The 13987-nt window shown below is 62.4% G+C and carries 13 protein-coding genes; 11 read left to right on the forward strand and 2 right to left on the reverse strand.

Annotated elements, in window-relative coordinates; genetic code table 11:
• Nucleotides 1–19 precede the first annotated feature (19 nt).
• The 5 genes from CAF92_RS13240 to CAF92_RS13260 all read left to right on the forward strand — a co-directional run bounded on the left by CAF92_RS13240 (nt 20) and on the right by CAF92_RS13260 (nt 3632).
• Nucleotides 20–952 (forward strand): LysR substrate-binding domain-containing protein, encoded by a 933-nt coding sequence (locus tag CAF92_RS13240; RefSeq protein WP_161797629.1) that lies wholly within the window; start codon nt 20–22, stop codon nt 950–952.
• Between the two features lie 171 nt (nt 953–1123).
• Complete coding sequence (gene purE, locus CAF92_RS13245) at nt 1124–1615, forward strand: 5-(carboxyamino)imidazole ribonucleotide mutase (protein WP_003253304.1); 492 nt, start codon at nt 1124–1126, stop codon at nt 1613–1615.
• A 10-nt stretch (nt 1616–1625) separates the two neighbouring features.
• Nucleotides 1626–2708 carry a 5-(carboxyamino)imidazole ribonucleotide synthase gene (locus tag CAF92_RS13250; RefSeq protein WP_085601089.1) on the forward strand — a complete coding sequence of 361 codons (1083 nt, stop codon included), beginning with the start codon at nt 1626–1628 and terminating at the stop codon, nt 2706–2708.
• Between the two features lie 96 nt (nt 2709–2804).
• Nucleotides 2805–3050, forward strand: coding sequence for a GlsB/YeaQ/YmgE family stress response membrane protein (locus CAF92_RS13255; protein WP_012274863.1), 246 nt, complete (start codon nt 2805–2807; stop codon nt 3048–3050).
• A 48-nt stretch (nt 3051–3098) separates the two neighbouring features.
• Nucleotides 3099–3632 carry a DUF3299 domain-containing protein gene (locus CAF92_RS13260; protein ID WP_178081789.1) on the forward strand — a complete coding sequence of 178 codons (534 nt, stop codon included), beginning with the start codon at nt 3099–3101 and terminating at the stop codon, nt 3630–3632.
• 122 nt (nt 3633–3754) lie between these two features.
• Here the strand turns inward: CAF92_RS13260 and CAF92_RS13265 are convergent, their stop codons facing one another.
• Both CAF92_RS13265 and CAF92_RS13270 read right to left on the reverse strand, forming a co-directional pair.
• Entirely contained in the window at nt 3755–4651 is an 897-nt protein-coding gene (locus CAF92_RS13265; RefSeq protein ID WP_085601091.1) for a D-hexose-6-phosphate mutarotase, read from the reverse strand.
• A gap of 71 nt (nt 4652–4722) precedes the next feature.
• Entirely contained in the window at nt 4723–5121 is a 399-nt protein-coding gene (locus CAF92_RS13270; RefSeq protein ID WP_003253317.1) for an acyl-CoA thioesterase, read from the reverse strand.
• A gap of 359 nt (nt 5122–5480) precedes the next feature.
• Between CAF92_RS13270 and CAF92_RS13275 the strand changes: the two genes are divergently transcribed.
• The 6 genes from CAF92_RS13275 (at nt 5481) to phoU (ending at nt 13847) form a co-directional block, all read left to right on the forward strand.
• Nucleotides 5481–6770 (forward strand): MFS transporter, encoded by a 1290-nt coding sequence (locus CAF92_RS13275; RefSeq protein ID WP_046613715.1) that lies wholly within the window; start codon nt 5481–5483, stop codon nt 6768–6770.
• Between the two features lie 223 nt (nt 6771–6993).
• Nucleotides 6994–7992, forward strand: coding sequence for a phosphate ABC transporter substrate-binding protein PstS (locus CAF92_RS13280; RefSeq protein ID WP_013974822.1), 999 nt, complete (start codon nt 6994–6996; stop codon nt 7990–7992).
• Between the two features lie 138 nt (nt 7993–8130).
• Entirely contained in the window at nt 8131–10419 is a 2289-nt protein-coding gene (locus CAF92_RS13285; protein WP_085601092.1) for an ABC transporter permease subunit, read from the forward strand.
• Between the two features lie 71 nt (nt 10420–10490).
• On the forward strand, nt 10491–12107 hold the full coding sequence (gene pstA, locus CAF92_RS13290; protein WP_178081791.1) for a phosphate ABC transporter permease PstA: 1617 nt from the start codon (nt 10491–10493) through the stop codon (nt 12105–12107).
• Between the two features lie 72 nt (nt 12108–12179).
• Entirely contained in the window at nt 12180–13013 is an 834-nt protein-coding gene (gene pstB, locus CAF92_RS13295; protein WP_085601148.1) for a phosphate ABC transporter ATP-binding protein PstB, read from the forward strand.
• A 63-nt stretch (nt 13014–13076) separates the two neighbouring features.
• Nucleotides 13077–13847: a phosphate signaling complex protein PhoU gene (phoU, locus tag CAF92_RS13300; protein WP_085601094.1), complete on the forward strand. Its 771-nt coding sequence runs from the start codon at nt 13077–13079 to the stop codon at nt 13845–13847.
• Nucleotides 13848–13987: the final 140 nt, after the last annotated feature.

Below are 13987 nucleotides of genomic sequence, written 5' to 3' on the forward strand. Positions count from 1 at the left end.
ACGCCAGGAGATGTGCTTCGTGAACCTTGAAAGCAAATGGCTGGAAGACTTTAGCGCGCTGGCCGCCACCCGCAGTTTTTCCCAGGCGGCAGAGCGGCGTTTCGTCACCCAACCGGCCTTCAGCCGGCGCATTCGCAGCCTGGAAGCAGCCTTGGGCCTGCAATTGGTGAATCGTTCCCGCACGCCTATCGAGCTGACAGAGGCCGGCCAACTGTTTCTCGTCACGGCACGCACTGTTGTCGACCAGTTGAGCGAAATTCTCCGCCACTTGCATCATCTGGAAGGCGGGCAGGGTGAAGTGGTGCAAGTGGCTGCGGCACATTCCCTGGCATCGGGCTTTTTCCCGCGTTGGGTGGCCCAGTTGCGCAACGATGGGTTGAACATCGCCACCCGCCTGGTTGCGACCAACGTCGGAGATGCCGTGCATGCATTACGCGAAGGTGGCTGCGACCTGATGCTGGCCTTCTATGACCCGGATGCCGCTCTGCAGATGGATGCCGAAATCTTTCCGTCGCTGCACATGGGCACCACTGAGATGTTGCCGGTATGCGCCGTGGATGCTGACGGCAAGCCGTTGTTCGACCTGGAAGGCGAGGGCAGCGTGCCGCTGCTGGCCTATACCGCAGGCGCATTCCTCGGTCGCTCGGTCAACTTGCTGCTGCGTCAGCGCAACCTGCGCTATACCACCGTCTATGAAACCGCCATGGCCGACAGTCTGAAGAGCATGGCGCTGGAGGGCATGGGCATCGCTTGGGTGCCGCGCCTGTCGATGCGTGGCGAACTGGAACGGGGCGAGCTGGCGATCTGCGGCGGCAGCCAGTGGCACGTGCCACTGGAAATCCGCCTGTACCGCTGCGCTCTGGTGCGCAAGGCCAATGTAAGGCTGTTATGGCGCAAGCTCGAGGGGGCGGCGATGGTTGACCCAAAAGTCAGTCAAAGCCCCGAAAAATAAGGGGCGACAGTTGGTCGCCGGGGTGCCTTAAACGCACCACCTTACGGTATACTGCGCAGCCTTTCGACCGGATGCGTCCGGTCCTGATCAGCAAACAAGCCACGCCGGTCGTCCCGCGTGGCTTGTTGTTTTTTGACGCGCCCAAGGGCGCACAAGCGAAGAGGCTCGACGATGAGTGCACTGGTTGGCGTGATCATGGGCTCCAAGTCCGATTGGTCCACCCTTAGCCACACCGCCGATATGCTGGAAAAACTCGGCATTCCCTACGAGGTGAAGGTGGTTTCCGCCCACCGTACGCCGGATCTGCTGTTCCAGTATGCCGAGGAGGCTGAGGGCCGTGGCATCGAGGTGATCATCGCCGGTGCCGGTGGCGCAGCCCACCTGCCAGGCATGTGCGCCGCCAAGACTCACCTGCCGGTGCTGGGCGTGCCCGTGCAATCGTCGATGCTGTCGGGTGTCGATTCGCTGCTGTCGATCGTGCAGATGCCGGCCGGCGTGCCGGTTGCCACCCTGGCCATCGGTCGTGCCGGTGCGGTCAACGCCGCGCTGCTGTCGGCCAGCATCCTCGGCGCCAAGTACCCGCAGTACCACGCGGCGCTCAAGCAGTTCCGCACAGAGCAGACCGACACCGTGCTGGACAACCCAGACCCGCGCCAGGCTTGAGGCTCAACCCATGAAGATCGGTGTAATCGGTGGCGGCCAGCTGGGCCGCATGCTGGCCCTGGCGGGAACCCCGCTGGGCATGAACTTCGCCTTCCTCGACCCGGCGCCGGACGCCTGCGCCGCGCCGCTGGGCGAGCACCTGCGTGCTGACTACGGCGACCAGGATCACCTGCGCCAGCTGGCTGACGAAGTCGACCTGGTCACCTTCGAGTTCGAAAGCGTCCCGGCCGAGACCGTGGCCTTCCTCTCGCAGTTCGTGCCGGTGTACCCCAGCGCCGAAGCGCTGCGCATCGCCCGTGACCGCCTGTTCGAGAAGAGCATGTTCCGCGACCTGGGTATTCCTACCCCTGCTTTTGCCGACATCCTCTCGCAGGCTGACCTGGATGCCGCGGTGGCCAGTATCGGCCTGCCGGCTGTGCTGAAAACCCGCACCCTGGGTTACGACGGCAAGGGTCAGAAGGTGCTACGTACACCTGAGGACGTGGTCGGTACCTTTGCCGAGCTGGGCAGCGTACCTTGCCTGCTGGAAGGCTTCGTGCCGTTCACCGGCGAAGTGTCGCTGGTGGCCGTGCGTGCCCGTGATGGCGAAACCCGTTTCTACCCGCTGGTGCACAACACCCACGAAAGCGGCATCCTGCGCCTGTCGGTCGCCAGCCAGGCGCACCCGCTGCAGGCCCTGGCCGAAGACTACGTGGGCCGTGTGCTCAAGCAATTGGACTACGTAGGCGTGATGGCCTTCGAGTTCTTCGAAGTCGACGGCGGCCTGAAGGCCAACGAGATCGCCCCGCGCGTGCACAACTCCGGGCACTGGACCATCGAAGGCGCCGAGTGCAGCCAGTTCGAGAACCACCTGCGTGCCGTCGCCGGCCTGCCGCTGGGCTCGACTGCCAAGGTCGGCGAGAGCGCGATGCTCAACTTCATCGGTGAAGTGCCGGCGGTGGACAAGGTGATTGCCATCGGTGACTGCCACCTGCACCACTATGGCAAGGCCTTCAAGGTCGGTCGCAAGGTTGGCCACGCCACCCTGCGCTGCCACGACATGGCCACCCTCGAGCGCAAGATTGCCGAAGTAGAAGCCCTGATCGACAACTGATCGAACTTCTACCAGCGGCTTGCCCTCTGAAATGGCAACGAGCCAAAGCGCTGTCTAGGCTTTGGCTTGTTCCATCTTCACTGCAGAGGGATTGCCATGGGTATCATCGGAACCATCTTCATCGGCCTTATCGTCGGCCTGCTGGCCCGCTTCATCAAGCCGGGCGACGACAGCATGGGCTGGATAATGACCATCTTGCTGGGGATTGCCGGCTCGCTGCTCGCCACCTACGGCGGCCAGGCGCTGGGTATCTACCAGGCCGGGCAGGCTGCCGGTTTCCTTGGCGCGCTGATCGGCGCGGTGATCCTGTTGGTAATCTACGGATTCATCAAGAAACGCTGAATACTGGTTAGAATGCACGGCAATTCATTCGAGTTGCCGAGCATTTTCATGCGTGCCTTTTTCCTCGCCCCACTGTTGTTGGCCAGCGCCCTTGCCCATGCCGAACTGCCTGAAACCGACTGGCTGGAGCTGATGCCCAAGTCGGACCAGCAGGCGCTCGAGCAAATGCCTGATATCGACCACAACTCGCCGGAAGCCATGGGCACCTTTACCGACAAGGGCGGCCTGAAGCAGAGCAAGGGCCTGCCGGCGGTGATGTACTCGACCAAGACCGTGGCGGCCATGAATGGCAAGGATATTCGCCTGGGCGGCTACCCGGTGCCTCTGGAGAGCGATGCCAAGGGTAACAGCACGTTGTTCTTCCTGGTTCCTTACCCGGGCGCGTGCATTCATGTGCCGCCACCACCACCGAACCAGCTGGTGCTGGTGCGCTACCCGAAAGGTCTGAAGATCGATGATATCTACACACCACTGTGGGTCAGCGGCAAGCTGAAGGTGGAGAAGGTGAGCAATGACCTGGCCGATGCGGCCTATGCGCTGGATGCCGAGAAGGTGAGGGTGGTGGAGGATGCAGACCTCTGATTGCCTGCACCGGCCCCTTCGCGGTAAAACCGCTCCCACAGGGTCTCCACAATATTCAAGGTTGTGGAGGCCCTGTGGGAGCGGGTTTACCCGCGAAGGGGCCTGAACAGGCCCTGCAAAACTCAGATCATTTCACAGCCAATCCTGACCCCCAGCGAGCTGCTGCCCCCAGGTTTCAATTCCACCAGGTCATCCCACACATTTGCCGTCTCGATGCACAGCATCCGCTGCCACCCATCGTCGGCCATGTCCGGCAGTTCCCTGGCCCGTTCAGTCCATGGGTTCCAGATCACTGCCGAGCGCGACCCGCTGCTGGTCAAGGTAATGCGCCGCTCCCAATGCGGGTCGACGATGCTAAGGGTTTGCGGGGTCGCCAGGTAGATCCGGTCAGTCTCCCCTGTAAACGCCAGGGGCCCCTGTTGCTGGCGCTGCTCCCAGTCAGCCAGGGTCTCGATATAGCTCAGCCCCTCCACCCCTTCGACCCGCGCCTGGCGCACATCACTGACCGCGAAGTAGCTGTGCAGAGCCTGGCTGATGGTGACGGGGGTATTGCCCATGTTGCGGCTGGTCAGGTTCAGCTGCAGGTCCTCGCCCAGCTTCACTACCAGCTTCAGCTCGACGTCATGAGGCCAGCCAGGCAGGTCACCCTGCGCTTCCGGCAGTTCGAATTCGATGCGCAGGCCTTCGCCCGCTTCCTCGATACCCAGCAATTGCCAGTCGCGCGCGCGCGCCAGGCCGTGGGCTGGTGGCTGTTCGCCATGGTACATGGCCTGCACGGCCTGTGGGTTGCGCTGCAGGTTGCCGAACCACGGCCAGCACACCGGCACACCGGCGCGTACCGACTTGCCCTGACGGAAGATGGCCTGGTCGCTCAGCCACAGCAGCGGTGGCTGGCCAACGCGCTGGTAGCTGAGGATCTGCGCGCCCTGCTGGGCGATCAGTAGTTCGGCTCGGTCGCTGCTGATACGCCAGCAGTTGAGTTCGCCATGTTGCTCGGTTACGACCTGGAAGGTAGCCATTGCATTCATCTCATTGATTGCCAGTGGGCCTTGGACCCGGGCACATGCAATGAGTTTACCGCCGGCTTGGCTCAGCGACGAGGTACGGAGCGGGTGCGGCCACTGCCGTCGATGGCGACGAAGACGAAGACTGCTTCGGTGACCTTGCGCCATTCGCTGGACAGCGGGTCGTCGCTCCACACTTCGACCATCATCTGAATCGAGCTGCGGCCGATTTCCAGGGTCTGGGTATAGAACGACAGCTGCGCCCCGACGGCGACCGGGACCAGAAAGGCCATGCGGTCGATGGCTACGGTGGCCACGCGGCCGCCGGCGACACGGCTGGCCATGGCGGTACCGGCCAGGTCCATCTGGGCGACCAGCCAGCCGCCGAAGATGTCGCCAAAACCGTTGGTCTCGCGCGGCAATGCGGTGATCTGCAAGGCAAGGTCACCTTGCGGGATAGGATCTTCTTGTTCGAGCTCAATCATGCGATGGGGCCTCTGACCCGTGACGCTTTCGTTGATGTGGCGCAAATGCCGGGTAAACGATTCAGCTTGAAACATACTACGCCGATTTCGTTTCACTGAGCGGCCGTAGGGAAACTCTGCGAAACCGCCTGACATAATGACCGGCGTTTTCGCACAACATCCCACGCTAGCAGCAACCATTTCCTACGAACTGCCAGTATATAGAGCATAACGGCCAGCGACGACCGCGCATTCATGAATATGTGTAGGGATTTTGTATCGCTTCCGGCGCAGCTCAGCAATTTGCTATCTTCGCCTGTCTCCCAATCCAGAAGCCGCGTGCCAAGCGGCCTGAATGCCTACAAAGAGAACAATCAGCGATGACTTCCGTGCCGAGCAGTATCGAGCAGCCCTCGCGGCCGCTGACCCGCAGTGACTACAAGACCCTTTCACTGTCCGCCCTGGGCGGCGCGCTGGAGTTCTACGACTTCATCATCTTCGTGTTCTTCGCCACGGTGGTCGGCAAGCTGTTCTTCCCCGCCGACATGCCCGAATGGCTGCGCCTGATGCAAACCTTCGGCATTTTTGCCGCCGGCTACCTGGCGCGGCCGCTGGGCGGCATCATCATGGCCCACTTCGGTGACCTGCTCGGGCGCAAGAAGATGTTCACCCTGAGCATCTTCATGATGGCCCTGCCAACGCTGATCATGGGCCTGCTGCCCACCTATGCACAGATCGGCATGTGGGCACCGATCCTGTTGCTGCTGATGCGCGTGATCCAGGGCGCGGCCATCGGTGGCGAGGTACCGGGCGCCTGGGTGTTCGTGTCCGAGCACGTGCCAGAGCGCAACACCGGCTATGCCTGTGGCACCCTCACCGCAGGCCTGACCGCGGGCATCCTGCTCGGATCGCTGGTGGCGACCCTGATCAACAGCGTCTACAGCGCACAGGAAGTGGCTGATTACGCGTGGCGTATCCCGTTCCTGCTTGGCGGTGTGTTCGGCCTGTTTTCGGTGTACCTGCGCCGCTGGCTGCACGAAACCCCGGTGTTCGCCGAGATGCAGCAGCGCAAGGCTCTGGCCGAAGAGCTGCCGTTGCGCGCGGTGCTGCGTGACCATCGTGGCGCGATCATCCTGTCGATGCTGCTGACCTGGATGCTGTCGGCCGCCATCGTGGTACTCATCCTGATGACCCCGGCGCTGCTGCAGAGCATCTACCACATCAGCCCCACCGACTCGCTCAAGGCCAACAGCCTTGCCATCGTGCTGCTCAGCTTCGGCTGCATCGGCGCTGGCAGCCTGGCCGATCGTTTTGGCGCGGGCCGGGTGTTCGTGATCGGTAGCCTGTTGCTGCTGGCGACTTCCTGGACCTTCTACCACAGCCTGCCTGCGCGACCCGAGCTGCTGTTCCCGCTGTATGCGGTGACCGGCCTGTGCGTGGGAGTCATCGGTGCGGTGCCTTATGTGATGGTCAAGGCATTCCCTGCGGTGGTGCGCTTCAGTGGGCTGTCGTTCTCGTACAACGTGGCCTACGCGATCTTCGGCGGGCTGACGCCGATGGTGGTGACTGCGCTGCTGAAAGTGAGCCCAATGGCGCCTGCCTACTATGTGGCGGGGTTGTGTGCCGTTGGTCTGGTCGTGGGCGTGTACCTCCTGGCCAACAAGCGTTAAGGCTGCTGCCTCTTCGCGGCTAAAGCCGCTCCCACAGGAATCGCATCGGTTCCAAGGCAATGCCGCACCCGTTGGAGCGGCTTTAACCGCGAAGAGGCCAGACCTGCTTTTGATGATGGCCTTTCATCCAATTGTCATATTCGAGTCATATCGTATTCATGCGGCCTGCAGATACTTGGGCCCGTTCCATCCAACACCCCAATATTCCTGCTAGGAGCAAGGCATGAAACTGAAGCGTTTGATGGCGGCCCTCACCTTTGCCGCCGCTGGCGTTGCAACCGCCAACGCGGTAGCCGCTGTCGATCCTGCGATCCCGACCTACACCAAGACCACCGGTGTTTCGGGCAACCTCTCCAGCGTCGGTTCGGACACCCTCGCCAACCTGATGACTCTGTGGGCCGAGGCCTACAAGAAGGAATATCCGAACGTAAACATCCAGATCCAGGCTGCCGGCTCCTCCACCGCGCCACCCGCGCTGACCGAAGGCACCGCCAACCTCGGCCCGATGAGCCGCAAGATGAAGGACGTCGAGCTGCAGGCCTTCGAGCAGAAGTACGGCTACAAACCGACCGCCATCCCGGTCGCCGTAGACGCCCTGGCTGTGTTCGTGCACAAAGACAACCCGATCAAAGGCCTGACCATGGCCCAGGTCGACGCCATCTTCTCTTCCACCCGCCTGTGCGGTGGCAAGGCCGACGTCAAGACCTGGGGTGACCTGGGCGTGACCGGCGACCTGGCCAACAAGCCAGTACAATTGTTCGGCCGGAACTCGGTATCCGGCACCTACGGCTACTTCAAGGAAGAAGCCCTGTGCAAAGGCGACTTCAAGCCTAACGTCAACGAACAACCTGGCTCGGCTTCGGTCGTGCAGTCGATCAGCTCCTCGCTGAACGGCATCGGTTACTCGGGCATAGGTTACAAGACCGCCAGCGTCAAGACCGTTGCCCTGGCCAAGAAGGAAGGTGGCGAGTTCGTTGAAGACAACGAAGCCAACGCCCTGAACGGCACCTACCCGCTGTCGCGCTTCCTGTACGTTTACGTCAACAAGGCCCCGAACAAGCCTCTGGCCCCGCTGGAAGCCGAGTTCGTCAAGCTGGTGCTGTCGCAAGCCGGCCAGCAGGTCGTGGTGAAGGATGGCTACATCCCGCTGCCGGCCAAAGTCGTCGACAAGACGCTGGCTGACCTGGGTCTGTCCCACGCAGGTAACGTTGCAAAAAAGTAAGTAACTGAGGGGAGGCCGGTGCTGATGCCCGGCCTCCTCCACGAATTTCCAGTCCGAAGCCAGGTTTCCTGTGCGGCGGGCTTTCGTGCGTCATCACTTTGTAATGTTTTTGTCACACGGGACCGCTAGGGTGTGCGCATGAATGATCTGGCCAACTCCAACATGACCCAAAACTCCCAGCCCGTGCGGATTGATTTCAATACGCCGGAGTTGCAACGCAAGCGCCGCATGCGCGCGCTCAAGGACCGCCTGACCCGCTGGTATGTACTGGTGGGCGGGCTTGCCGTATTGGCGGCGATCACCCTGATCTTCTTCTATCTGGCCTATGTGGTGCTGCCGCTGTTCCAGGGCGCCGAGCTGACCAGCAAGAAAGCCCTGGAGCCGACCTGGCTGCAACAGGATGCCGGCAAGCCGCTGATGATCGCGCTTGAAGAGCAGAACCTGGTGGGCATGCGCGTTTCGGACAAGGGCCAGGCACTGTTCTTCGATACCAAGACTGGTAACGAGCTAAAGCGTGTCGACCTGCCACTGCCGGCAGGCACCCAGGTCACTTCGATCAGTGCCGACCAGCCGGGCAGTCCACTGGTGGTGCTGGGCTTGTCCAATGGCCAGGCGCTGGTGTTCCACCACACTTACAAGATCACCTACCCGGACAACAAGAAAACCATCGCCCCCGGCATCGACTACCCGTACGGCGAGCAGCCGTTCGTGCTCGACGAGCAGGGGCGTGCCCTGGAACATGTCAGCGTCAACGTCAATGGCGACACCCTGCTGATGGCCGGTTCCACCGGCGCGCACCTGCAGGTGGTCGAGCTGACCCGCACCGAAAACATGATGACCGAAGAGGTCACCACCGAGCAGAACCGCATCGAACTGCCGCAGATGACCGAAACGGTGAAGAACATCTTCATCGACCCTCGTCAGCATTGGTTGTACGTGATCAACGGTCGCGCCACCGCGGACGTGTTCAACCTGCGCGACAAGAGCCTGAACGGCCGCTACAAGCTTTCTGATAGCGCCGACACCGAAATTACCGCCACTGCCCAGTTGGTCGGCGGCATCTCGCTGATCATCGGCGATTCCAAGGGCGGCCTGGCCCAGTGGTTCATGGCCCGTGACCCGGATGGCGAATCGCGCTTCAAGCTGATCCGCACCTTCCAGATGGGCAAGGCAGCGGTCGTGCAGATTGACGCCGAAGAGCGCCGCAAGGGCTTCGTCGCCCTCGACGCCGCAGGCGAGCTGGGCGTGTTCCACAGCACCGCACACCGTACCTTGCTGGTCGAGCCGGCCGCCGAAGGCCCTGGCATCCTGGCCCTGTCGCCACGTGCCAACCGAATCATCATCGAAGAAGGCGGCAAGCTGCTGCCGCTGAGCCTGCGCAACCCGCACCCGGAAATTTCCTTCAGCGCGCTGTGGGGCAAGGTGTGGTACGAGAACTACGACGAGCCGAAATACGTCTGGCAATCGACCGCATCGAACACCGACTTCGAGCCCAAGCTGAGCCTGTCGCCGCTGACCTTCGGTACCCTGAAGGCCGCGTTCTACGCCATGATCCTGGCGGCCCCGCTGGCGATTGCCGCGGCCATCTACACCGCCTATTTCATGGCCCCGGGCATGCGCCGCAAGGTCAAGCCGGTGATCGAACTGATGGAAGCGATGCCGACGGTGATCCTCGGCTTCTTCGCCGGTCTGTTCCTCGCCCCGTACCTGGAAGGCCACCTGCCGGGCGTGTTCAGCCTGTTCCTGCTGATGCCGCTCGGTATCCTGCTGGCCGGCTTCGCCTGGACCCGCCTGCCCGAGTCGATTCGCCTGCGTATCCCGGATGGCTGGGAGGCGGCGATCCTGATCCCGGTCATCCTGTTCACCGGCTGGTTCGCCCTGACCATGAGCCCGCACCTCGAAAGCTGGTTCTTCGGCGGCGACATGCGCCTGTGGATCACCAATGACCTGGGGATAACCTACGACCAGCGCAACGCCCTGGTCGTGGGTATCGCCATGGGCTTCGCGGTCATCCCGAACATCTACTCCATCGCCGAAGACGCCGTGTTCAGCGTACCGCGCAGCCTTACCTTGGGTTCCCTGGCCTTGGGGGCGACGCCCTGGCAGACCCTGACCCGCGTGGTCATCCTCACCGCCAGCCCGGGTATCTTCTCGGCGCTGATGATCGGCATGGGCCGTGCGGTGGGCGAGACCATGATCGTGCTTATGGCCACCGGCAACACCCCGGTGATGGAGTTGAACCTGTTCGAGGGCATGCGCACCCTGGCCGCCAACGTGGCCGTGGAAATGCCGGAATCGGAAGTCGGCGGCAGCCACTATCGCGTGCTGTTCCTGGCCGCGCTGGTGCTGCTGATGTTCACCTTCATCATGAACACCTTGGCCGAGCTGATTCGCCAGCGTCTGCGCAAGAAATACTCGTCGCTTTGATAGAAAGGTAGAGATCCGTGAAAAAGGATTCCCTCAAAGGCTGGTTCAAGAGCGGCGCCCCAGGCGTCTGGATGAGCGGCGGCGCGGTGGCCATGGCAGTGATCATGACCGTTGGCCTGCTGGCGGTAATTGCCGTGCGCGGCCTGGGCCACTTCTGGCCGGCCGATCTTGTCCAGGCCACCTACAAGGTGCCGGGCCAGGCCGACCACGTCGTCATTGGCGAAGTGGTGCAAAAGGAAGAAGTACCCCGTGCCCGCCTGAAGGGCGCCGGCCTGCCAGTGCCTGATCAAGGCCCGGAGTTCATGACCCGTGAGCTGATCAAGGTGGGCAACCGCGACCTCAACGGCAGCGACTTCACCTGGGTGGTCGGCGACTGGCTGGTCGACGAAAAGCACCCGACCGACCTGATCGCCCTGGAGCGCCGCGAGTGGGGCAACTTCTACGGCTACCTGGTCAGCGTCAAGGAAGAAGGCCACGTGGTCGCCGAAGGTGCTGCCGCCTGGACCGAACTGCAGGCCCGCCTCAAGCGTGCCAACCAGCTCAACAGTGAGCTGCAAAGCCTCGAAAAGAAAGACATCGGTGCTATCAACCATGGCCTCGAGCGCCTGCGCCTGCAGGCGCGCAAGCTGGAACTTGACGGCAAGCTGGACGCCGCCGCTCAGGCTGACATGGACGCCGAACGCGCCGAGCTGAACAGCCGCTACAAGGCCATTGAAGACCGCCTGACCGGCCTGCACCAGGCCTTCGCCCGCGACAGCCTGGTGGCCCGCGATGGCAACGGCCGTGAAGTGGAAATCAACCTTAGCAAGGTGGTGCACGCCATCCAGCCGAACGCCATGTCGGGGTTCACCAAGCTGGGTACCTACTTCACCAAGGTCTGGGAGTTCCTAAGCGACGATCCGCGTGAAGCCAACACCGAGGGCGGTATCTTCCCGGCCATCTTCGGTACCGTGATGATGACCCTGATCATGGCTGTTATCGTCACCCCGTTCGGTGTACTGGCTGCCGTGTACCTGCGCGAATACGCCAGACAGGGCCCGGTGACCCGCCTGATCCGCATCGCGGTGAACAACCTGGCCGGTGTACCGGCGATCGTCTACGGCGTGTTCGGCCTGGGCTTCTTCGTCTATGTGCTGGGTGGCTCGATCGACCGCCTGTTCTTCCCTGAAGCGCTGCCGGCTCCAACCCTGGGTACTCCTGGCCTGCTGTGGGCATCGCTGACCCTGGCGCTGCTGGCCGTGCCGGTGGTGATCGTGGCAACCGAGGAAGGCCTGGCGCGTATCCCGCGTACCGTGCGCGAAGGCTCGCTGGCCCTGGGCGCGACCAAAGCCGAAACCCTGTGGAAGATCGTTCTGCCGATGGCCAGCCCGGCGATGATGACCGGCATGATCCTCGCCGTGGCCCGCGCCGCCGGTGAAGTGGCACCGCTGATGCTGGTAGGTGTGGTGAAGCTGGCCCCGTCGCTGCCGGTGGATGGGAACTACCCGTACCTGCACCTGGACCAGAAGATCATGCACCTGGGCTTCCACATCTATGACGTCGGCTTCCAGAGCCCCAACGTCGAAGCCGCGCGGCCGTTGGTATACGCCACCGCGTTGCTGCTGGTGCTGGTGATCGCGGCCCTCAATCTCTCGGCCGTGTGGATCCGCAACCACTTGCGCGAGAAGTACAAGGCTCTCGACAGTTGATCCTGATTGCAAGCGTGCCGCCCGTGAGCCGGGTGGCCCTTTGAAACGAATTGTTAGCGTATGGAGTTGACCATGCAGCAAGAATCCCATGCCCACGGCATCGACATGTCTGCCCTGGGCCGCGACAAGCAGAGCCTGCGCCTGGCCGAAGAAACCGTAGCCATCGAAGTGCCGGGCCTGAGCCTGTTCTACGGCGAAAAACAAGCGCTGTTCGATGTGCAGATGAACATCCCCAAGCAGCGTGTGACCGCCTTCATCGGACCGTCCGGCTGCGGCAAGTCGACCCTGCTGCGCACCTTCAACCGCATGAACGACCTGGTTGACGGCTGCCGCGTGGAGGGTGCCATCAACCTGTACGGCAACAATATCTACCGCAAGGGCGAGGATGTGGCCGAGCTGCGCCGCCGTGTGGGCATGGTGTTCCAGAAGCCCAACCCGTTCCCCAAGACCATTTACGAAAACGTGGTATACGGCCTGCGCATCCAAGGCATCAACAAGAAGCGCGTGCTGGACGAAGCGGTCGAATGGGCGCTGAAGGGCGCGGCCCTGTGGGACGAGGTCAAGGACCGCCTGCACGACTCGGCACTGGGCCTGTCCGGTGGCCAGCAGCAGCGTCTGGTCATTGCCCGCACCATCGCCGTGGAGCCGGAAGTGCTGCTGCTCGACGAGCCGTGCTCGGCACTGGACCCGATCTCGACCCTGAAAGTCGAGGAACTGATCTACGAACTGAAATCCAAGTACACCATCGTCATCGTGACCCACAACATGCAGCAGGCGGCCCGTGTTTCGGACTACACCGCATTCATGTACATGGGCAAACTGGTCGAATTCGGGGATACCGACACCCTGTTCACCAACCCGGCGAAGAAACAGACCGAAGACTACATCACCGGTCGCTACGGCTAAGCCTGGCCAGCCAGGGCACGACACGAACTACTTGAAGCTTGCAGCTTCTTCGCGGAGCGAACGATGATCAACAAAGAAAGCCTTACGCATCACATTTCCCAGCAGTTCAACGCCGAGCTCGAAGAGGTGCGTAGCCACCTGCTGGCCATGGGCGGCCTGGTCGAAAAGCAGGTCAACGACGCAGTCACTGCGCTGATCGAAGCCGACTCGGGCCTGGCCCAGCAAGTGCGCGAAGTCGACGAGCAGATCAACCAGATGGAGCGCAACATCGACGAGGAGTGCCTGCGCATCCTCGCCCGCCGTCAGCCGGCGGCCTCCGACCTGCGCCTGATCATCAGCATCTCCAAGTCGGTGATCGACCTGGAGCGTATCGGTGACGAGTCGACCAAGATCGCCCGTCGCGCCATCCAGCTGTGCGAGGAAGGCGAGTCGCCGCGCGGCTATGTCGAGGTGCGTCACATCGGCGATCAGGTGCGCAACATGGTCCGCGACGCGTTGGACGCCTTTGCCCGCTTCGACGCCGACCTGGCGCTGTCGGTGGCCCAGTACGACAAGACCATCGACCGTGAATACAAGACCGCCCTGCGTGAGCTGGTGACCTACATGATGGAAGACCCGCGCTCGATCTCGCGGGTACTGAGCGTGATCTGGGTGCTGCGTTCACTGGAGCGTATCGGCGACCATGCGCGCAACATCTCCGAGCTGGTGATCTACCTGGTGCGCGGCACCGACGTGCGTCACATGGGCCTCAAGCGCATGACGGCAGAAGTGCAGGGCACTGCTGTTTCCGCCGGCGAAAACGCTAATGTTCCGGCCGAACCTGACGATAAGTAAGGTTGCTCCCGAGCATCGACGCCCGGCCTTGGCCGGGCGTTTTCGTTTGCGGTCGAGGAGCCGGCAGGCACCCGCGAACGATGTGAAGAAGTCCCGGCGTGACCAGGTTGTAGCAAGTGGCCATTATTCGGCGGTAGGCT

Source organism: Pseudomonas sp. B10(2017), from assembly GCF_002113295.1.
Lineage (GTDB): Bacteria > Pseudomonadota > Gammaproteobacteria > Pseudomonadales > Pseudomonadaceae > Aquipseudomonas > Aquipseudomonas pudica.